Source organism: Nocardioides sp. NPDC054178, from assembly GCF_055585005.1.
This window is the reverse complement of the sequence record NZ_JBVJKY010000010.1, coordinates 110,675-130,020: the sequence shown is the minus strand read 5'-3', so window position 1 is coordinate 130,020 and position 19,346 is coordinate 110,675. Positions and strand designations below refer to the sequence as shown.

At 65.6% G+C, this 19,346-nt stretch carries 23 protein-coding genes and 2 riboswitches; of the genes, 16 read left to right on the top strand and 7 right to left on the bottom strand.

Going from position 1 to position 19,346, the window contains the following annotated elements; genetic code table 11:
- Window positions 1–26: 26 nt before the first annotated feature.
- The gene (locus ACZ6WN_RS28000) at window positions 27–716 is read right to left on the bottom strand and encodes a hypothetical protein (protein ID WP_465869447.1); all 690 of its coding nucleotides are present in this window, start codon (window positions 714–716) and stop codon (window positions 27–29) included.
- Window positions 717–907: 191 nt separating this feature from the next.
- Here ACZ6WN_RS28000 and ACZ6WN_RS27995 point away from each other — a divergent pair, with 191 nt between their 5' ends.
- Genes ACZ6WN_RS27995 through ACZ6WN_RS27985 form a run of 3 tightly spaced genes read left to right on the top strand, consistent with a single transcriptional unit; the run spans window position 908 to window position 3,248 of the window.
- Window positions 908–2,053 carry a hypothetical protein gene (locus ACZ6WN_RS27995; RefSeq protein ID WP_465869446.1) on the top strand — a complete coding sequence of 382 codons (1,146 nt, stop codon included), beginning with the start codon at window positions 908–910 and terminating at the stop codon, window positions 2,051–2,053.
- Window positions 1,948–2,721, top strand: coding sequence for a DUF4291 domain-containing protein (locus ACZ6WN_RS27990; RefSeq protein WP_465869444.1), 774 nt, complete (start codon window positions 1,948–1,950; stop codon window positions 2,719–2,721). The genes ACZ6WN_RS27995 and ACZ6WN_RS27990 overlap by 106 nt, the downstream gene beginning before the upstream one ends.
- The gene (locus tag ACZ6WN_RS27985) at window positions 2,718–3,248 is read left to right on the top strand and encodes a hypothetical protein (protein WP_465869443.1); all 531 of its coding nucleotides are present in this window, start codon (window positions 2,718–2,720) and stop codon (window positions 3,246–3,248) included. The genes ACZ6WN_RS27990 and ACZ6WN_RS27985 overlap by 4 nt, the downstream gene beginning before the upstream one ends.
- Before the next feature lie 17 nt (window positions 3,249–3,265).
- Here the strand turns inward: ACZ6WN_RS27985 and ACZ6WN_RS27980 are convergent, their stop codons facing one another.
- Window positions 3,266–3,970 (bottom strand): TetR/AcrR family transcriptional regulator, encoded by a 705-nt coding sequence (locus tag ACZ6WN_RS27980; protein WP_465869441.1) that lies wholly within the window; start codon window positions 3,968–3,970, stop codon window positions 3,266–3,268.
- A 207-nt stretch (window positions 3,971–4,177) separates the two neighbouring features.
- Here ACZ6WN_RS27980 and ACZ6WN_RS27975 point away from each other — a divergent pair, with 207 nt between their 5' ends.
- The 9 genes from ACZ6WN_RS27975 (at window position 4,178) to ACZ6WN_RS27935 (ending at window position 11,141) form a co-directional block, all read left to right on the top strand.
- Window positions 4,178–4,399, top strand: coding sequence for a hypothetical protein (locus tag ACZ6WN_RS27975; protein WP_465869440.1), 222 nt, complete (start codon window positions 4,178–4,180; stop codon window positions 4,397–4,399).
- Between the two features lie 5 nt (window positions 4,400–4,404).
- Complete coding sequence (locus ACZ6WN_RS27970) at window positions 4,405–4,956, top strand: DUF6879 family protein (RefSeq protein WP_465869438.1); 552 nt, start codon at window positions 4,405–4,407, stop codon at window positions 4,954–4,956.
- A 48-nt stretch (window positions 4,957–5,004) separates the two neighbouring features.
- Window positions 5,005–5,880 (top strand): helix-turn-helix domain-containing protein, encoded by an 876-nt coding sequence (locus ACZ6WN_RS27965; RefSeq protein WP_465869437.1) that lies wholly within the window; start codon window positions 5,005–5,007, stop codon window positions 5,878–5,880.
- A gap of 82 nt (window positions 5,881–5,962) precedes the next feature.
- On the top strand, window positions 5,963–6,541 hold the full coding sequence (locus ACZ6WN_RS27960) for a carboxymuconolactone decarboxylase family protein (RefSeq protein ID WP_465869436.1): 579 nt from the start codon (window positions 5,963–5,965) through the stop codon (window positions 6,539–6,541).
- Window positions 6,542–6,662: 121 nt separating this feature from the next.
- On the top strand, window positions 6,663–6,812 hold the full coding sequence (locus ACZ6WN_RS27955; RefSeq protein ID WP_465869435.1) for a hypothetical protein: 150 nt from the start codon (window positions 6,663–6,665) through the stop codon (window positions 6,810–6,812).
- A gap of 179 nt (window positions 6,813–6,991) precedes the next feature.
- Entirely contained in the window at window positions 6,992–7,879 is an 888-nt protein-coding gene (locus ACZ6WN_RS27950) for a nucleotidyltransferase domain-containing protein (RefSeq protein WP_465869434.1), read from the top strand.
- Window positions 7,880–7,881: 2 nt separating this feature from the next.
- Window positions 7,882–8,511, top strand: coding sequence for a Cap15 family cyclic dinucleotide receptor domain-containing protein (locus tag ACZ6WN_RS27945; RefSeq protein WP_465869432.1), 630 nt, complete (start codon window positions 7,882–7,884; stop codon window positions 8,509–8,511).
- Between the two features lie 74 nt (window positions 8,512–8,585).
- On the top strand, window positions 8,586–10,319 hold the full coding sequence (locus ACZ6WN_RS27940) for a DNA integrity scanning protein DisA nucleotide-binding domain protein (protein ID WP_465869430.1): 1,734 nt from the start codon (window positions 8,586–8,588) through the stop codon (window positions 10,317–10,319).
- Window positions 10,320–10,484: 165 nt separating this feature from the next.
- Window positions 10,485–11,141, top strand: a complete 657-nt coding sequence (locus ACZ6WN_RS27935) for an HAD family hydrolase (protein ID WP_465869428.1) — start codon at window positions 10,485–10,487, stop codon at window positions 11,139–11,141.
- 72 nt (window positions 11,142–11,213) lie between these two features.
- Here the strand turns inward: ACZ6WN_RS27935 and ACZ6WN_RS27930 are convergent, their stop codons facing one another.
- Window positions 11,214–12,284 (bottom strand): saccharopine dehydrogenase family protein, encoded by a 1,071-nt coding sequence (locus ACZ6WN_RS27930; protein ID WP_465869427.1) that lies wholly within the window; start codon window positions 12,282–12,284, stop codon window positions 11,214–11,216.
- A gap of 70 nt (window positions 12,285–12,354) precedes the next feature.
- On the opposite strand from ACZ6WN_RS27930, the gene ACZ6WN_RS27925 reads away from it, so the two are divergent.
- Window positions 12,355–13,302 (top strand): GlxA family transcriptional regulator, encoded by a 948-nt coding sequence (locus ACZ6WN_RS27925; RefSeq protein WP_465869426.1) that lies wholly within the window; start codon window positions 12,355–12,357, stop codon window positions 13,300–13,302.
- Between the two features lie 9 nt (window positions 13,303–13,311).
- Here ACZ6WN_RS27925 and ACZ6WN_RS27920 read toward each other — a convergent pair whose 3' ends face one another.
- The gene (locus ACZ6WN_RS27920) at window positions 13,312–13,923 is read right to left on the bottom strand and encodes a TetR-like C-terminal domain-containing protein (protein WP_465869425.1); all 612 of its coding nucleotides are present in this window, start codon (window positions 13,921–13,923) and stop codon (window positions 13,312–13,314) included.
- A gap of 59 nt (window positions 13,924–13,982) precedes the next feature.
- Here ACZ6WN_RS27920 and ACZ6WN_RS27915 point away from each other — a divergent pair, with 59 nt between their 5' ends.
- From ACZ6WN_RS27915 to ACZ6WN_RS27905, 3 genes are read left to right on the top strand one after another with little or no spacing between them, the layout of a single operon-like run.
- The gene (locus tag ACZ6WN_RS27915) at window positions 13,983–14,468 is read left to right on the top strand and encodes an FBP domain-containing protein (RefSeq protein WP_465869424.1); all 486 of its coding nucleotides are present in this window, start codon (window positions 13,983–13,985) and stop codon (window positions 14,466–14,468) included.
- A 56-nt stretch (window positions 14,469–14,524) separates the two neighbouring features.
- Window positions 14,525–15,211, top strand: a complete 687-nt coding sequence (locus tag ACZ6WN_RS27910) for a hypothetical protein (RefSeq protein ID WP_465869423.1) — start codon at window positions 14,525–14,527, stop codon at window positions 15,209–15,211.
- The gene (locus ACZ6WN_RS27905) at window positions 15,198–16,013 is read left to right on the top strand and encodes a hypothetical protein (RefSeq protein ID WP_465869421.1); all 816 of its coding nucleotides are present in this window, start codon (window positions 15,198–15,200) and stop codon (window positions 16,011–16,013) included. The genes ACZ6WN_RS27910 and ACZ6WN_RS27905 overlap by 14 nt, the downstream gene beginning before the upstream one ends.
- 39 nt (window positions 16,014–16,052) lie before the next feature.
- On the opposite strand, the gene ACZ6WN_RS27900 is transcribed toward ACZ6WN_RS27905, so the two are convergent.
- Genes ACZ6WN_RS27900 through gcvT form a run of 3 tightly spaced genes read right to left on the bottom strand, consistent with a single transcriptional unit; the run spans window position 16,053 to window position 18,992 of the window.
- Window positions 16,053–17,495, bottom strand: coding sequence for an L-serine ammonia-lyase (locus ACZ6WN_RS27900; protein ID WP_465869420.1), 1,443 nt, complete (start codon window positions 17,493–17,495; stop codon window positions 16,053–16,055).
- 1 nt (window position 17,496) lies between these two features.
- Entirely contained in the window at window positions 17,497–17,868 is a 372-nt protein-coding gene (gene gcvH, locus ACZ6WN_RS27895; RefSeq protein ID WP_465869525.1) for a glycine cleavage system protein GcvH, read from the bottom strand.
- A gap of 20 nt (window positions 17,869–17,888) precedes the next feature.
- Complete coding sequence (gene gcvT / locus ACZ6WN_RS27890; RefSeq protein ID WP_465869419.1) at window positions 17,889–18,992, bottom strand: glycine cleavage system aminomethyltransferase GcvT; 1,104 nt, start codon at window positions 18,990–18,992, stop codon at window positions 17,889–17,891.
- A 56-nt stretch (window positions 18,993–19,048) separates the two neighbouring features.
- Window positions 19,049–19,148: riboswitch (glycine riboswitch) on the bottom strand.
- A 1-nt stretch (window position 19,149) separates the two neighbouring features.
- Window positions 19,150–19,245, bottom strand: a riboswitch (glycine riboswitch).
- Between the last annotated feature and the right edge of the window lie 101 nt (window positions 19,246–19,346).

Below are 19,346 nucleotides of genomic sequence, written 5' to 3'. Positions count from 1 at the left end.
CATTCCTAGGTCCGGCTGATACGGGATCAGCGCGATCCCTTCAGGAACACACCCGGCCTGTTCAAAGGGCGCGATTCGACGTCGTACCGAGCCCACGGACCACCGGCCTGCTCGCGCATCGCGCTCTCGCCCGGCTCGAGGTCCAGGACAGCCACGAGCGTCGGGTCCGTGTCCACGAGATCGGTGAGGTGTCCCACCCGGCTGCTGTCCATCGTGGCTTTCGACGCCCCGATCAGCTGCCACAAGCCGTCGTCGGCATCGCGCGAGACGAAGAGGGCGGGCTCCTCGCCCGTCAGGACCGATGCCGTCGTGATGATCTTCGTTCGACGCAGCCAGTGGCGCAGCCACACCGCGCGCCTGTCGAGCTCCATGACGGCATCAACCACCGTCCACATGAATCCGATGTCCCGGTGTGCACGGGCTGCGGCGGCGGTCAGATGCGGCCCTCCTTGTGGCACGTCTTCGAACGGCTCATCGATCAGCGCATACCCGATGCGACCGTCACGCTCGAGGACAGCCGCATGAAAAGTGCCGCCGCCTTCGCTCCCGGCCCCGACACCGATCGAGATCCGCCCCTCATCCGCTTCCGATGTCCACCCGAAGGCGTACGAAGCCAGCTCACCGCTCGACCCGACGAACTCCCCGAACATCCGTCGGTCCGTACCGTGCTCGGTCTCCCGCTCGACGAACCGGCCCTCTTCTACTCTCGCCTTCACGCCGCAAGCCTAGTGATCGCATCAGTGCGTGGTTCCTGTGGACGATGTGTCGCTGCAGCTGGGCGACCACGCCATGCCAGGAAAACGCGTCCTTCCAGTACGCATGGCCCTCGCCGGCTTCGATTCTGCCCTGAGCCACCCGCTTGCTCGACTGCGCCACCCACCCATGTAACCCGGCTATCCTCCCCGACGTGAAAGAACTCTGGCAGTACGCCGACCGCGCCCGGACGCAGCTCGGGACCGCGGACGCGCCGGTGATCTCGTACACCGGGCTCTGGCTCCTGCTTGCCCTGGTCGCTCCCGCTGCCGAAGGCAGGGCCATCACCGAAGCACTCGGGCTGCCGCCTGAGGAGGCTCGCGAGACCGCCGAGAAGCTCATCGCCGAGGCGCACCCGACCGTCGCCGCGGCGCTCGGGGCGTGGCTGGCCGACTGGGTCGAGCCGACGACGGCACTGCCGGTCGCTGTCGAGCCGTTGCCGGACCAGGACACGCTGAACGCCTGGGCGGCAGAGAACACCCGCGGGCTCATCCAGTCGATGCCCGTCACGATCGGCGCCGACACCATGTTGCTGCTCGCCACTGCTCTGGTCACCACGCCGGAGTGGACGGAGCCGCTCACGATCAAGGACGGTCGCCTGGTACTTCGAAAGGGCCTCCAGGCCATCGTCGAGACCTCAGTCGGACCGGTCGCCGTGGCCCGTCCTGGCAGCCGCGACGACGTCGATGTCTTCTCGGTCATCGCAGCCCCAGAGGTGCCTGCCGAGGACGTCTGGGTAGCGGTATCCGAGGTCGTCGAGCAGTACGACGCAGGCGACGTGAGTCATATGACTCACCCGGAGCACCTCACCGACGGACACGCATGGACGGTCAAGCGCGAGCGGCGCGATTATGTTGCGTACGACGCCCCCGAGCCGAACTCGGTCGTCTTCACCACCCGGCTCCCGGCCTGGAACGCCGACGCCTCCCACGAGCTGGACTCGGCACCAGGTGTCGCGGCGGTAGCCGCCGGCATCGCCGCTCGTCTGCCCGAGCAGGACGGCGGCATCGAGTTCAGCTGCGCCCAGAACGCGACCGCCGCGTACGACCAGAACGGCTTCAAGGCGGCAGCGGTGACAGCGATGGCATGGATGGCCGGCTCCGCGATGCCCGAGTACGTCGAGCGCAAGATCCACCACGTCCAGGTCTCCTTCGACCGACCACACGCGGTCATCGCGATCGCCCGCGGCGGCGCATGGGACGGCGTACCTCTCTTCGAAGCCTGGGTCACGCCCGAAATGTTCACCACCGCCACTCCCGACTGGGCACTCGGTATGCCGATTGCCGTGCCCGGCAACTGACACGGACGGTTGACCTCGCCGGCCCGACGGAGCCCACTTCGATAGCCCATAACCTGTTGTGCGTCGATGCCGCGTACCGCAAGACTCAGGACAGTATGAGTATCCCGATACACCAGATCAGAGCCACGTACGACGCCGAGAGCATCACCGTCTACCAAGCCTACTCGCCCGAGATCGCTGACCCAGCCGTCGCCGCCGGCACCTTCCTACCACCGTTCAGCGTCACCAGGATGACCTGGATCAAGCCGTCGTTCCTGTGGATGATGTACCGATGCGGCTGGGCGACCAAGCCGGGCCAGGAACGCGTCCTCGCCATACGCATCACGCGCGCCGGATTTGAGTCGGCCTTGAGCCAGGCGTGCCCCTCCCACTTCGACCGCGACCATCACACAGACCGCGACGCCTGGCGCGAAGCGCTGCGCCGCAGCCCGGTTCGCATCCAATGGGACCCCGAGCGCACTCCGTCAGGGGCACCGCTCCCCCACCGTTCGCTGCAGATCGGCCTCGGCCCCGAGGTCGTCCCGGCGTACGTCGACGACTGGATCGTCGGCATCGGCGACATCACAGCCGAACTGTCCGCTATCCGCGCGGGCGAGCAGCCGTGTCCCACCGAGAAGCCCTACCCGTTGTCGACCGAGTTGGCGATACGCATCGGAGTCTCAGTTTGAGCCAGTCGGATCCGGGCCAAGCGGACTACTTCGGCATCGCCAATTACCAGCCATCGTGGCAATCCGGCCTCAGGGCCATCAACTTTACGAACGGGAGCCGCCTCGGACGCATTCGCGGTCGATCTCTGACTCGAGCTTGGCTCTTGTGGGATCGGAAGGGCGAGGAGTGGTTCGTCGACGCCCCCGTTGTGCTCGACTTTGCCGGCGAGCGACTCGAGATACAGCATCAAAAGTTCGATGACCTGTCGATCACCTGGAATACCATCGATCCGTTCCGCGTGGTCTCAGACCCATACTTCGACCTCACTTGGCGCGACGATGCCGTTCCCGAACTCGCGCGACTGCAATCACGAATGGTTACTGCCGTGGACCTGCTGGAGTACCGAGGACATGACATGGCGAACGGCATGGTCGCCGTGGGCATCGGCTTCGGCGACGATTACTTGGTCATCCAGAACAACCTGGATGAGAACGGGCTCGCGTTCGGCTCACCGCAGCGGGAGTATCACGTCCATCCGCTCATGTGAATGACTGTGGTCAGCGCTTATCCGCCTCCGCCATCGACCTGAGCCAGAAGCCTCTCGGCGGCCTTCACAGCCAGCTCAATGCGAGCATTGTCGACGCCGCACAGACGCAGGCACGACGAAGCGATCCAGACGGCATCGGCGGTCTCTATCCGGTGACCCGCATTCCGGAGCCCAATCACTTCTTCCACCGTGTGGACCAGCTTCTCACCCAACCTGATTGGCGCGACGGGAGCCAACGCTTCGACCGAGGTGGTCCGCTCGGCTAGACGTGCGTACGTGGCCGCTAGCTCCTCGCGGGCAGCGGTGAACTCCTCGAACCCTTCAACCTGGGCTACATCGGGCGCCAGGTAGAGCCAGCCGATGTTGTAGGGCACGCTCGCTAGGGTGCGTACATCAGCGAGAGCCACCAGGTACAGGACGGTGTCCGGATCCTCGGTCAGCGACTCGATCCGAGCGACGCTCCCCATCGTGGGCCGAATCGTCCGGCCGAGCAGCTCGGTGACAATCTCGCCCTTGCCGGCGAAGTGGTAGTAGAGGCTCGCCTGTCGGATCCCGACAGCTTCGGCGATCTCTCGGGTCGAGGTGGCGGCGTAGCCCTTGCTGGTGAACAGCCGAGCTGCCGCGTCGAGGACCTGCTCCCGCGGAGTGCCCGCGAGCAGAGGAGGTGTGAGGCGCGGGCGGCCCGGTCGAGGGCGCGGGTTGGCGCTGGCTGCGGAACTCATGTTGCTCCGTCCCGAGTGATTGGAGTGATGGGTCCCGGGGCGACCGATTGGCTGGACCAGCCGCCGCCCCGGGCGACATCAGTGAATCATATTATCAATCGAAATGTAAGAAACATGCTTGCGCGATCATCGCCTGCAAGAGCATGATTGCTGCCAGCAGGCTGACTCAGAACAGGCTGAATCAGCGTGAACACGGAGGCACTCGGCATGGCCCTCACACGTATCGCGGTAGTCGAGCATTGCGACGACACCAACTGCCCGTCGGTGCACACGACCGACAACCCAGGAGTCCTGGTCGTCCAAGGCAACAAGCTCGACGCCGCCACCCGGGCCGAGCTCGGCGGAACACTCCCCGATCACGAGGACGCCGTCTCCATCCCTGCCGATGTCATCCTCCGCGCAGCGCGAATCATCGAAGGCCAGGGCTGACCGGCGTGGGGGCAGACAAGACGGCGCCCAAACCGTCGTGGGCCGATTCGTTCCAGACTTTGAACGAGTCGTGGTTCCGCCTCGAGACACTGCAGGTCTACAGCATCGAATCCGAACGCGATGAGTACGAGGAATTCCTTCGCACCGGGCAGCTCGACCCACGTCGCAAGGAGGACTGGCGCGCGCTGATCGCTCGGCACGCGAGCGCGGGCCACTCATTACGACGCGTGCACATCATCGAGGAACCGGTCACCGACTACCTGCGCTACGAGATCGCAGCATACGTAGGCAACCACGCCGCGGGCGAGGACATCCGCCTGATCCCGGTGCCTCGCGGTCAGTGGCCTGAAGGACTGCCGCGGGATACCGACTTCTGGCTCATCGATGACGGGCTGCCCAGCGGCACCGCATGGGCGATGGACTATGACGAGGACGGTGCTTTCCATGGAGCCGCGCAGATCCTGGACTCCGCGTCGATCGAGACATACCGGCGATGGCGAGACACTGCGCTCGCAGCCGCCGTGCCTTTGAACGACTATCTTGGTCGCGACGCCTGAGCTGACGGCGCGACGACGACCGAACGATGATCGAGGAGACGATGCGGCGTGGGCGGCCCGACCCGACGAGCACGAGAGGCGCTCGGGGAGGCGCTTCGGACAGCGCGACGCGAGGCGGGACTGACCGGCATTGCACTCGCTGAGCAGCTGAACCAGCCCGGCAAGCCGTGGTCGCAGCCGAAGATCTCCAAGATCGAAGCCGGCCGCCAGGTGCCCACCACCGGCGAGGTCCGAGCCTGGGCTAAAGCAGTCGGTGCCGACGCTGACCGGCTGCTCGCCATCCAGGAGCGCGCATCGTGGGAGTACTCGGTCTTCAGAGACGCATTCCAAGATGAGGACGGCGCGGCCGCGTTGCAGCGGGCCGCCGCGGCAGCCGAGAACGCCGCGTCAACGATCTTCACCTACCACCCCACCAGCGTGCCCGGGCTGTGCCAGACCGCCGACTACGCCACCGCACTGCTCAAGCTGATCGGTGGCCCCGTCGAGCACGGCGCGAGCGAGGACGACGTGGCCAGAATGATCGCGACCCGAATGCGTCGTTCGGCGATCCTCTACGAGCCCGGACGCGAGGTCACCGTCCTCGTCGCCGAGGCTGCGCTCCACCCCCTCGTCGGCGGGCCGACAGTTATGCGCGCACAGTTGGAGCACCTGGCCGGGTTGGCTACCAATGCTCGGGCGACCGTTGGGATCATCCCGCTCGATCAGTACCCAGTACTCCTCGGTCACGGGTGGGTGCAGCGCGACCGGGTGGTCACCATCGAGACCCAGGCCGGCAGCCTGGAGATTGCGGACCCCACCGAGGTCTCCCAGTACGAACGGTGGGCGGAAGCGCTCACATCGGTTGCCCTCACCAGGGAGGCTGCTGCGCACCGCTGCCTAACCCTTGCGCAAGCCATCGCCCAGCCCAACAGCACCCGCGCCTGACATACAGGCTTCCATCCCCAACAAAGGGGACGCTCAGCACCAATGCAGCACAAGGTAAACAAGCCGCCGATGTGCTAAGCGCGTGACTTTCTTGGAGGAACCTGCGTCGAGCGCCGGGCAGGGAAGACTGTACGCCGCCGACATCGCTGATCACGGCTATGTCTGGGACCTCACCCGGGTATGGGCACACCAGCCGGAGGCGGAGGAACAACTCGCGAAGTTGTTCGACGCCGCGGCCGATGCCGCGGGACTGACCCCGCGCGACAAGGCTGTGATCGTGCTCGCGCAAGCGGCGACAATCGGTGACTCCTATTGTGCGATCGCGTGGGGCAAGCGCCTATCCGACTGGGCCGGCCCGCCGACCGCGATCGCCGCACTTACCGGCGACGACCAACAGTTCAGCGACCGCGAACAAGCCCTGGCCGCCTGGGCACGCACCGTCGCCCGCTCCCCCGGCAGCAGTACGCCTCAAGACATCCAGCGTCTGCGTGACACAGGGTTCAGCGAGCCACAGATCGTGGCTCTGACCATCTACTCAGGACTGCGCACGGCCTTCTCCAGCATCAACGGCGCCCTCGGCGCCCGCCCAGATATCACCCTCGCCGAGACCCTCGACCCCGCCGTACGTAAAGCCATCACCTGGGGACGTGCGCCCGACTGACGGGGATGACTCACCTGCCCCACATCGCCCAGATTGACGCGTGCTCAAACACGGATCCGCCGATTACGAGGCGGAACAGAGGTGGACGACGGTCCAGCCGCGCGGCTGCCACAATGCTCAGATGACGGATGATCTGAAACGAGCCGTCGAGGCGGCGCGCGATATGCTCAACGCCTCGGACTACACCGACCAGGAAACTTGGAAGCGCTTCAATAAGCGGAACGAAAGCTCGCAGCGGCGAGAGGCGAGCCCCGGGGTCAGAGCCCATTGACCTCGGAGTCGGTTGGGATGCAGGAGCTCCGCTTCCAAACCTCGTCTCGAACAGACGCAATGGCGTATTATTAGTCGGGCATTCGCAATCCTCGATCCCATGCCGCGCGATGTGTGATATTGACTCTTGGCGGAAAAGGCGATAAGTCCTACAATTTTAGTATCTAACGGAGAGAATGCGTGACGCTAGAAGAAAAGCTGAGCGGCTGGACTGGACCGTCTAGCACGACGGAGCAAGATAAACAAGACCGCACTGAGCGGATGATTCGCGAGGCCATTAAGGCGCACGCTGCGTTCGATGGCTGCGACCTCAGCGTTTACGCCAAAGGCTCCTACGCAAACAACACCAACGTCAAGGCTGATAGCGACGTTGATATCTCCGTGCAGTGCGGTGAGGCCGTGTACTGGGACGAGGGAACTAAGGGCGCGCGACCGCCGAGCGGGTCCTACACAGGGATCTGGACCCCGGCGAAACTACGCTTGGAGCTTGAGGCAGCGCTGAGAGCGAAGTTTCCCGGTCAAGTCGACTCCTCGGGATCGACGGCACTCCGCATCCACTCCGGCAGCGCGAGGGTGGACGCCGATGTCGTGCCTTGCTTCGACTACCGGTACTACTTCTCGGCCACTAGTTACCGGGAGGGCGCAAAAGTCTTCAAGAAGAACGGCAACTCTCTAGTGAACTATCCAAAGCAACAACTAGAGAATGGTCGGGCGAAGAACACGCGCACCAAACAGTACTACAAACGGGCAGTCCGAATCATGAAGCGCGTCGAGAATGTAATGGTAGCGTCAGGCGACCACCGTGAGGTTCCATCTTTCTTTGTTGAATGTCTTGTGTACAACTGTCCAGACAGTGTCTTCCTCGAGTCGAGTTGGACGAAGACCGTCGAAGAGATCATCCTGCACATCTGGCAAAATCTTGACGGCGATGAGCCCACTGTCGAATCCGAGCGTTGGCGAGAAGTGAGCGGACTCAAGTACCTCTTTCACAGTGCTCAGGACTGGAACCGTCAAGACGGGCGTGATTTCGCGAAAGCTGCTTGGAACTATCTGGGATATGCTTCGTGAAAATGACGATTGTCATTCGCGCCATCGTCGGTGTGGTCGTCGGTGTTTTCACGATTACTGCTTGGATGCATGACGGAAGGCCCGACTGGGGCACGCTCAAGCTGTTCTCGACTACCGTCTTTGTATGCACGATCATGTTCAACGTATGGGATTTCTGGCTATGGCGACTTGCTTGGATTCAGCGAATCCCAGGAGTAGGAATCCCGCGTAATCTCCGCGGGACCTGGAAAGGCACGCTCACGTCCTTCTGGGTTGATCCAGTTACAAGCAACAACCCACCTCCTAAGACCGTCTACCTAGTGGTGCAACAGACGGCCTCCCTAGTTTCCGTAAAGTTGTTGACGAATGAGTCGAAGTCGACATCTGCTTTGGCTAAGGTGTCGGAGGTTGATGGTTCTTTTCTGCTGACCTATTTGTATCTCAACAAGCCTGATATGCGTGTCGAGCATCGCAGTCGAATCCACCATGGTTCAACCGTTCTTGACGTGTCAGGCAACCCAGCGAGACGCCTAAAAGGCCACTACTGGACTGATCGCGACAGCAAGGGCGAGTTGGACTTTGAAGTGCGAAACAAGAAGATGCTAGCCGATGACTTCGCCGAGGCGGGAGAACTCTTTGGAGGGGCTGCGTGAGACCTCTCATTGCGAAGTTGCGGGGGGCCTCGGCTATAAGAGGTGGCCATGATTTGTTGAGGAGCGAATAGGCAATGAGAGAAGGGCGCGCCATCAGGCAGTTTATGTGGGCCTATCAACCCCACTTCAGAATCTCGGTAAAGGTTCGAGCCGAGATGGCCCTTGAAGCAATCGGATTCGCTGGGAATCCTGATGTGGTGCTCGTTGGTTTTAAAGCCGCTGGCGAACATGAATTTGATGTATGCATTGAACCTGAAGATGGCCCTTACTCGCCCGATGGCCTAGGTCAAGTAAGGCAGCGAGCGGTTGAGCTTTATAACAACCACCCTGACCGAGATATGATCCACAGCGTTGCTCATGTGCATGAACTGCGTCATCAAGAACTGCGCGACAGGATGCGCGCAAGAGCACTCGAAGAGGCCTTTGAAGCGATGCCACGAGAGCAAGGAAGAAGGTTCTTTGCGAGTGGATCAGTCCGAGTGGGCGACTACGAAGTACACACGGCCATAAGCGTCGATAAGGCAGCTCTCAGCAGCGTTCCTCAGATTAGGACCGAGGAACGCGATCGCTTCCAGGTGTATCAGTCGCTGGTGCATTCTGTAATTCGGGAGATCCTTATCCGTTCTACTCGAACCTTATATGTTCCCGGTGCTGGTTCGGGTTATTTTCCGGACAGCGTGGATGAGCTCATACGCAGCGCGACTGAAGCGATGGTTCGCTCCATGTTGTATTGCGCTGGTTTCTGGTTTGGTGGCGAGAACCATTTGCTCATGAGCGGTCTCTCTGCTCTGCCGTATGAGGGGCGGCCAGGAGCGGGACGATTGGTCATCGCGCAGCAGGACGATCCGGCTATTGAAGTGTTCCTTAGGCTGAAGCACCCAGTGAAGATGCGTAACGTGCTGGCCGTACGAAAGCTTCTGGAGGCCAGCGGATCTCAATCGGACCTACTGTCGGATGGCGAAAGAGTCTATGGGCTTGGGGTAGTGAAGCCAGACTATGACGTTGATAGCGAAACGGTGTTCTCTGTCAGCTTCACAGCACGAGGCGTCTGGGAATTTTCGCATGCGGGCGAAGCACTACTGATTGTGCAGGACGGAATTCCGCGCTTGCCGACGCCTGTACTTGATGAAGAATACTTGGAAGACCTCGCGAGTCGCTTCTTCCTTGATGTCGACCATGACGCTCTTCGCGAAGCCGCACGTGCCACCGGTAATCATAGGCATGGGGCGATGCTTGTAATCTCGGGCGATGCTGCTGGGGAAGCCGAGCGTCTATCGCCGCAGTCGTGGTCTATTGAGCCGACGCGGCTTACGATCGAGTTGTTGACACAATTGACGGACATGGATGGCGCAATCCTTGTTGACCCACAGGGCCTATGTCATGCAATCGGTGTTATTCTCGATGGCACCGCCCATGGCCGAGGAGATCCATCTCGTGGCAGTCGCTTCAATAATGCCATCCGATACCTCGATAGTGAGCGGCCCCCAGCGATCGTAATCGTCTACAGCTCGGATGGTGCGATCAATATTCTGCCGCAGCTGCATCCGCGCATCGAAAAGCAGATCGCTACGGATGCTGTTGAATGCTATCTCGTGGTTTCTTCGACGGAGCCACTCAATTTCAAGGACTGCGACGAAGCTTGGGACACAGTGGAGTCGTTTCGCTTCTACTTGTCAGGTGCTCAATGCGAAGCGTTGAATCGCGCCCGATCCCAAGTGGATAAGCGGGAAGAACAGACCCGGAACCTGCGAATTATCAAGTCAGACTTGAATCCAGATTCCGACATGGACGATTCCTATTGGCTATGACCTTGACCGGCCGAGCTTTCGATCACTCATGGCGAATCGGGCGTTTCTTCCTCCGCTGGCCCTTGGTCAGTTGGGTCTGCTGCACGAGCCGTTGGCAGCCACCTGTGTCTATCCGCCGCAACTTACGCAGGTCGTGTGGAAAGATCCCGACCCATGATTCGGGCGGTGGTGTTCGATGTCGGCGAGTGTCTGGTTGACGAGACCCGCGAGTACGGGACATGGGCCGACTGGCTGGGGGTTCCGCGGCATACGTTCTCGGCGGTTTTCGGAGCGGTGATCGCTCGCGGGATGGACTATCGCGAGGCATTCCAGGTGTTCCAGCCAGGCTTCGATCTGACCGAGGAGCGGCGAAAGCGCGAGCAGGCCGGGGAGGCGGAGCGGTTTGGGGAGGATGACGTCTATCCCGACGTACGTCCTGCTCTGAAGGCTCTGCGCGAGGACGGGTTGTGGTTGGGGTTGGCCGGGAACCAGACGGTGAGCGCGGGACGGATCCTGCGGGAGCTGGGCTTTCCGGTGGACATGGTCGCGACCTCCGACGACTGGGGTGTGAGCAAGCCGGATCCGGGGTTCTTCGAGCACGTCATCGAGGCGGCTCCGTGCGCGGCGGAGGAGATCCTCTACGTCGGGGACCGGCTCGACAACGACATCCGGCCGGCCGCCGAGTCCGGGATGGCGACGGCGCTGATCCGCCGGGGTCCGTGGGGCGTGATCCAGGAACATGACCCGGCTGCCGACGAGATCGCGACACTCCGGATCTCCTCACTCACCGAGCTTCCCAAGTGGATCAGAGCCCTCAACGAGAGTGGACCGGACGGCCGCTGAGTTGATCACCAGCTACCCGACGTCGTTTCGGTGACCAACCTCGGACAATGCACGCCTCGGCCAACCCGGTTCTCAACCGCGGAGACTCGCGACCATGGCCGGGAGCGGGGTGCCGAACGTCTCGACGATGATGGCCTGACCGTCACGCTCGAGCGCGTCGAGCACATCGGCGGCGTCGAAGATCTCCCCCGGCGCCCCGGCGCCAGAACGACGGCGGCGGCCGTCGAGGAGCCGGACGGCGCCCTCGACCACGATCGGCGCGGTGACGGCGTAGATGTCGCGGCCGGTCGCGGTGATCCGCTTGACGTCGGCGCCCTGACGTACGCGGACGTCCACGGCGAACCGCTGGGCCGAGCGTCCGGACTCGTCGCTGGCGGTCGGCTCCGGTGTCGCCTCGTCGCGGAGCTCGGCGAGCGGCGCGCTGTTGAGGTAGGAGCGGAGCTCACGGACGTCGAGGTGGTTGTTGATGGTGATCACCTCGGAGAACGGCAGCTCGACCACTGACTGCTCGCCCAGCGGCTCCGGGTAGGACCAAGCACCGGTCGGCGCGGGGCTGGGCAGCGGGACCAGGGAGCCCTCGCGGATGACCAGGCGGGTCGCGGTGTTGCGGGCTCCGGTGATCCGGGTGCCTGCGGTCGGCCACCAGCGGTCCAGCCCGATGGCGACCTCGACCTCGTCGGCCGGCGACCCGCCGAGGACGGCGGTCACGAGCAGGTCGGCGAGGCCACCGTAGAACGCCATCGCCGGGACCACGGAGACGTCCATGTCTCGGGCTCGAGCGTCCAGATCTCGATAGAGCGCCTGTACGACCGGCTGCTCGGCGGTGACGTCGAGATAGTGGGCACCGGACTCGACCGCGGCCCGGGCCAGTGGGAGCGCGGTGTCGAGGAAGGGCCCGGCGCAGTTGATGACGGCGGCAACACCCGCGATCGCGTGCCGCAGCCGGTCGGGGTCGTCGAGGCCGACGACTCGGCTCTCCAGGGCGGCATGGCGGGGCGCGACGTCGGCGAGACGCTCCGCGCTGCGGCCGGCGAGGACGGGGGTCAGCCCGCGGCGCATCAGCTCATCGACGACGAAACGCCCGGTGTGACCGGTGGCGCCATAGACCAGGACCTGCTCATCTGTGCTCATGTCTGTGCTCATGGCTCCATCCTCGGGCGGGGTGTCCCACCACACGAGTGTCTGAAACGACGTACTACGTACACTTTGCGACATGCCCCGGCTTGCCCTCGTCCTGCATGGCTCCTCGATGCTCTACGAGGTCGCGATCGCCGCCGAGATCTTCGGCGGCGACCATTCCGACCTCGCTCCAGGCGGTGAGTGGTACGACCTCGTCGTCTGCACCCCCGACGGCGCATCGCACCCCTGGCTGGCAGAGCTGCCGACGGCGTCGTACGACGCGATCGCTGAGGTCGACACCGTCGTGGTCCCGTCCTCGAACGATCTCGACGACAATCCCGACCTCGCGCTCCTCGACGCGTTGCGTGGCGCGCATGAGCGTGGCGCGCGGATCGCGTCCCTGTGCACCGGTTCGTTCGTGCTGGCCGCGGCCGGGCTGCTCGACGGCCGGGTCGCCACGACCCATTGGCTGCACGCCGACGAGCTCGCCCGGCGTTATCCGCAGGTCGACGTCCGCCCGGACGTGCTCTACGTCGACGAGGGCGACGTGCTCACCTCGGCCGGCAAGACCGCTGCGCTCGACCTCTGCGTCCACCTCGTACGCAGCGACCTCGGCGCCGCCGCGGCCAACGGGATCGCCCGCAACCTGGTCGTCCCGGCCCACCGCACGGGTGGGCAGGCGCAGTTCATCACCCCACCCGCGCAGCCCCGCGTTCCCGAGGGCCTCGCGGCCACGCTGGAGTGGGCGCGCGCCCGACTCGACCAGCCCCTGACGGTCCGCGAGCTGGCCGACCACGCGGGCCTCAGCACCCGCCAGCTCGCCCGACGGATGCAGGCCGAGTTGCAGACCGGGCCATTGGACTGGCTGCACCACCAGCGCATCTCGCGCGCCCAGGAGCTCCTCGAGCGTACCGACGCCTCGATCGACCAGATCGCGGGCAGCTGCGGAATGGGCACAGCGGCCACGCTGCGCCGTCACTTCCACCGCGCTCTGGGCGTGACTCCGACGACCTACCGGACGACCTTCCGGCTCGCCGACTGATCAGGCTGATCAGTGGGGCCGACCGAGCGCCATCCGTCCGAGGGTGCCATCCAGCTCGGCGAGGAGTTCGGGCCAGGTGGTCTCGCTCGGAGGCTCGCTGTGGGCGAAGCTGCCGGCTAGCTCGAGGGTGATGTAACCGTGGATGAGGCTGGACATCAGGCGGACGGCGTACGTCTCTTCGGTCTCGGGGATGTCGTAGCCGCGGACAACGGTGAGGGCGAGGCCGGCGTTGCGGCGGCCGGCGGCGATCGCGGCTTCCAGGGAGGGCGAGGCCGGATCCGCATCCGGGGCGGGTGGGATGCGCTGGCGGGTGGTGGCGTCGTAGCGGCCGGGTGAGCGGCGGGCGAAGTCGCGGATGGTGTTCGCGTAGGCGACGAGGAGGTCGCGGCCCTCGCCTGCGGACAGGGCGGCGCTCGTGGCGTCGGCGAGCTCGTCGAGGACGTACGCGGTGACGGCGGTGCGGAGGTCGGTGGCTCCGGTGATGTGGGAGTAGAGGGTCGGCGACCTGATGCCGAGGTGGCGGGCGAGGACCGAGATCGTGACGGCGTCGAAGCCGAGCTCATCGGCGAGGTCGGCGGCGGCCGCGATCACGGCGGTCCGGTTCAGCCCGGGACGACCCATCTGCACTCTCCTCGAATAACGAATTGCCTAATAGTTGTAGGAAACCTAGCATGATTGGCATGAAGCCGCTGACCGAGACCGACGTACGCTCCAGCTTCGTCAACCTCACCAAGGGTGCGACCAAGCGCCTCAACATGCCCGCTGACCTGGCCGAACGGCCGTGGGACGACCTCGACTACCTCGGCTGGCAGGACCCCAAGGCGCCGCAGAACCACTACCTCGTCACCGAGCACGACCGCAGGCTCTGCGGGGTCGCCCTGCGGGCCTCACGCGAGACGCGAGGGCCGCGGAAGACGATGTGTGCGCTGTGTACGTCGGTCGGTGACGTCGCGCTGCTGGTCGCCTCGCGTGCCGGGCGCTCCGGGCAGGACGGCAACTCGGTCGGCACCTACATCTGCGCCGACCTCGACTGCTCCCTCAAGGCGCGCAACAAGCGCAAGCTCGATTCCCCCGTCGTCCACGAGACCCTCAGCGTCGAGCAGAAGGTCGACCGGCTCCTCGGCAACCTCGACTCGTTCGTCGCGCGAGTGCTCCGGCCCGCCTGAGATCCCGACCACGCTCCCGGTTTACAGATAACAACCGGAAGAGGCAGTATTCTGTTATGGCACTCAGGGGTGACATCCTGACGACCCAAGAGGTATCCAACCTCTTGGGCGTCGAAGCGCGCCAGGTCCGCGTCCTCGCCGAAACGGGGTCCATCACCCGCGTCGCCCGCGGCATCTTCGACCGCACATCGGTAGAGCGCTATCGCGCCGAGCGCGGCTCGGGCCGGACACGGACCTGGGCCGAGCGCACTGCCTGGGGAGCGATCGCAATGCTCTCCGGCGCGGCGCCGAGGGACCTCGGGGATGTTCAGAAGTACCGGCTCCGCGCCACCCTGCGGGAGATCACCGACCCGACCGAACTGGCGATCCGGTTGCGCGACCGCGCGACGGTCACCACGTGGTCCGGCCACCGCTCCGTCATCGGGCGCGTCCGCGAGGAGCTCGTCATCCCCGGCCGCCAGCGGCTGGGGCTCGTCGAGGACGACACCGTCGTCGACGGCTACATCCATGCAGACCGGCTCTCCGACCTCGTGAGCCGCCATCGGCTGAGCGAGGACACCACCGGGTCCATCACCCTGCGCTACACCACGATGGACATCGACTTCATCACCTACCTGGCACGCCTCAACAGAACGCTCGCCGCCGTCGACGCCGCCACCTCCCTCGACCCGCGCGAGCGGGGCGTGGGAGAGCAAGTTCTGATCCGCCGGTTGGAGTTGTTCCGCGAGAATGTCGGACAGTAAGCACCCGGGCATCGAGCGCCCAACCGTCGATATCGCCACCGCCGTCGGTGGATGGACCGACCCGTGGCCGAACGTCGCCGAGATCGCCACGGTGCTGCCGACCGACAAGTGGACCCTGGTCGGCGGCCTGATGACCCAGTTGCACTCAATCCACCACGGCCTGGGCATCGTACGCCCGACCAACGATGTCGACATCGTGCTGCACATCGAGACCTCCCGCGGCGTCGCCTCCGAGACCGCGACCGCACTGCGTTCCCTCGGCTACGACCTGCGTTCGGCCGTCGATCCGCGTGACAACACCGCACACCGCTTCTACCGCGGTACCAGCAAGATCGATCTGGTCGCCAGCCGTCACGATCAGGAACCGGAGGACCTAGTCGACGTCCTGGTCTCCGACCACCACGCTCCGAAGGTCACCGAGCGGCTCGCGGGACGTGACATGGTCCGCATCGAGGGTGGCACGCAAGCACTGCGGCGCACTATCAACGCACGTGTGGAGATCGAGCCCGGCACCGTCACCACAGTCTCGGTGCCCAGCGCGTTCGGCGCACTCATCTTGAAGGCCGCCGCCTACAAGACCGACTCCCGCGAGCGTGACCGGCACCTGCGCGACGCCGTGGCCCTCCTTGCCTGCATCGAGGACCCGTTCGCCGAGCGCGAGGGCTTCACCGGCTCCGACCGATCCCGGCTCCAGACACTGCGCACCCGGCTCACCCCGGACGACATCTCCTGGACCGCACTGACCGGCCGGGACCGGATCGACGCCGCGACAGCCCTGGAGATCCTCACGGCCGAGGACTGACCCGGACCGAGCTGACCTCGTAGGTCATGCCGTCACGGCTCAGCACTCGATGACGTTGACCGCGAGGCCGCCGCGGGAGGTCTCCTTGTACTTGACCTTCATGTCGGCGCCGGTCTCGCGCATGGTCTTCAGGGCCTTGTCGAGGCTGACCTTGTGGGAGCCGTCGCCGTTGAGGGCGAGGCGGGCGGCGTTGATGGCCTTCACGCTGGCGATGGCGTTGCGCTCGATGCAGGGGATCTGCACCAGGCCGCCGACGGGGTCGCAGGTGAGGCCGAGGTTGTGCTCGATGCCGACCTCGGCGGCGTTCTCGACCTGCTCGGGTGTGCCGCCGAGGACTTCACACAGGGCGCCGGCGGCCATCGCGCAGGCCGAGCCGACCTCGCCCTGGCAGCCGACCTCGGCGCCGGAGATGGAGGCGTTCGTCTTGCACAGGATGCCGATCGCGGCCGCGGTGAGCAGGAACCGGACGATGCCGTCCTCGATCGCGGCCTCGTCCAGGCCGGCCGGCGGCGCCACGAAACGTACCCAGTAGTGCAGGACGGCGGGCACGATGCCGGCCGCGCCGTTGGTGGGCGCGGTGACGACCCGACCGCCCGAGGCGTTCTCCTCGTTGACCGCCAGGGCGAACAGGTTGACCCAGTCCATGACCCGGAAGGGATCCTGGGCACCGGCGCCGGAGGCCAGGTCGCGGTGGAGCAGCGGCGCCCGGCGCGGGACCCGCAGACCACCGGGAAGTACGCCGTCGGTGACCGGATCACGGTCGCAGCCGGCCTGCACGCAGGCCGCCATCACGTGCCAGATCTCGAGGAGACCGGCGCGGATCTCGGCGTGCGTACGCCAGGTGAGCTCGTTCGCCAGCATGAGGTCGGAGACCCGGAACCCCTCCCGCTCGCAGGTGTCGAGCAGCTCGGCACCGGTGGCGAACGGGAAGCGTACGGGCGAGCGGTCGGGGACCACCCGCGCGGCGCCCACCGCGTGCTCGTCGACCACGAAGCCGCCGCCGACGGAGTAGTAGGTGCGCTCGCGCAGCACCTCACCCGAGGCGGCGTACGCCGTGAACACCATGCCGTTGGGGTGGCCCGGCAGGCTCTTGCGCCGATGCATGACCAGGTCGGTGGCGTTGTCGAAGCCGATCGATCGGTGGCCGCCGAGCGCTAGCTCGCCGGCCTCGCGGATGGCCGCCACCCGCGCGGACGAGGCTCGGGTGTCGACGGTCGCCGGCTCCTCCCCCTCGAGGCCGAGCAGCACCGCACCCTCGGAGCCGTGGCCGTGGCCGGTCGCTCCGAGAGAGCCGTACAGCTCGGCCTTCACCCGCCTCACCGCATCCAGGAGACCGTCCGCGACGAGGCCGTCGACGAAGATCTTCGCGGCCCGCATCGGCCCGACGGTGTGCGAGGACGACGGCCCGATCCCGATCGAGTAGAGGTCGAAGGCGCTCAACGCGGTCGCGACGGCCGTGGAGCCGGCGACCTCGGCGGTCACGTCACTCCTCGATCAACGCGTCGTAGGCCGCGGCGTCGAGCAGGTCGGCAGTGCTCGAGATGCGCATCTCGAAGAGCCAGCCGGCACCGAACGGGTCGCTGTTGATCAGCGCGGGGTCCTCGACCACGGCGGCGTTGACCTCGAGCACCTCGCCGTCGGCGGGCGCGAACAGGTCGCTGACCGACTTCGTCGACTCCAGCTCACCGCAGCTCTCTCCCCCGGTGATCTTGGTGCCCACCTCGGGCAGCTCGACGAAGACGATGTCGCCCAGCGCCTCGGTGGCGAAGGCGGTGACGCCGACGCGGGCGAGGTCGCCGCGGGTCTCGAGCCACTCGTGCTCGGCGGTGTAGGACAGGTGGGTCGGGTTGGTCATGGCTGCGCTCATCTCTCGGCTCATTTCTTGGAGTAGAAGGGAAGGTCGACGATCTCGGCGTCCTCGCGGCTGCCGCGCACGTCGACCTGGACCTTGGTGCCTGCGACCGCGAGATCGGGCCGGACGTACGCCATCGCGATCGGGTGGCCGAGGGTCGGCGACGGGGAGCCGCTGGTGACGGTGCCGACCTCGTCGCCGGTGGCCGGGTCGACCACGGCGTAGCCGGCCCGCGGGGACCGGCGCCCGGCGGCCACCAGGCCGACGAGCACGCTGCGCGGGCCAACGTCCCGGCGTACGGCCAGGGCGGCCTCCCCCACGAAACCGTCGGGCTTGTCGAAGGAGACGACCCGGCCGAGGCCGGCCTCGAAGGGCGTCGTGTCGCGGGTCAGCTCGTGGCCGTAGAGCGGCATGCCCGCCTCGAGCCGGAGGGTGTCGCGGCAGGCGAGCCCGGCGGGGAGGAGCCCGTGCGGCGTACCGGCCTCGGTGAGCGCCTCCCAGACAGCGACGGCCACCGCGGGAGCGCAGTAGATCTCGAAGCCGTCCTCCCCGGTGTAGCCGGTGCGGGCGAGCAGGACGTCGACCCCGGCGACCGTGCCGGCGTCGATGGCGTAGTAGCGCAGGGCGGGCACGTCGAGGTCGGTCAGGGCCGCGACGATCTCAGCCGAGGCGGGTCCCTGGACCGCGATCAGCGCCCACTCGGCGGAGGCGTCGCGGACCGCGGCGTCGTACCCCTCGGCCCGCGAGGCCAGCGCCGGAGCGACCACGTGGACGTTGCTCGCGTTGGCGACGACCAGGTAGCGCTCCTGCTCGAGCCGGTAGACGACGAGGTCGTCGATGATGCCGCCGTCCTCGGCGCAGAGCATCGAGTAGCGGGCGCGGCCGATGCCGATCGCCGAGGGCCGGCCGACCAGGGCGTGGTCGAGGGCGCGTCCCGCCTCGGGGCCGGTCACCTCGATCTCGCCCATGTGGGAGAGGTCGAAGAGGCCCGCGGTGGTGCGTACCGCGTGGTGCTCGGCGGTCTCCGAGCCGTAGCGGACCGGCATGCTCCAGCCGGCGAAGTCGGTGAACGAGGCGCCGAGCGCCTGGTGGATCTCATGCAGAGGGGTAGCGACGGGTGAGGTCATGTGTGCGGGAGGCTCCCTGTTGGTGGGTGCCGACAGCGGCACCCGTGGACGGGTGACCTCCCCGCTCTGTCATCGCTACCTGAGAGCTTCACCGCCACGTCGGGGCGGTTTGCACCGTGGGTGCAGGACCGTCGGATCCTGACTTTCCAGAGGTCGCCTCACCACAGCGGTCAGTGGGCCTGAGAGATTCTGGGGAGGTTTGCTCCTTCGGCGCCTCACCCGGGATGGGCAAGGACTCTCCCGCTGCGGTTCAAGTGGCGGATGTGAAGTTGTGCGGCAAACCTAGGTCTGGCCACCTCGGCCGTCAAGATCCGGGCACCTCGACACCCACTAACGGGAACTGTTCTCACCCGC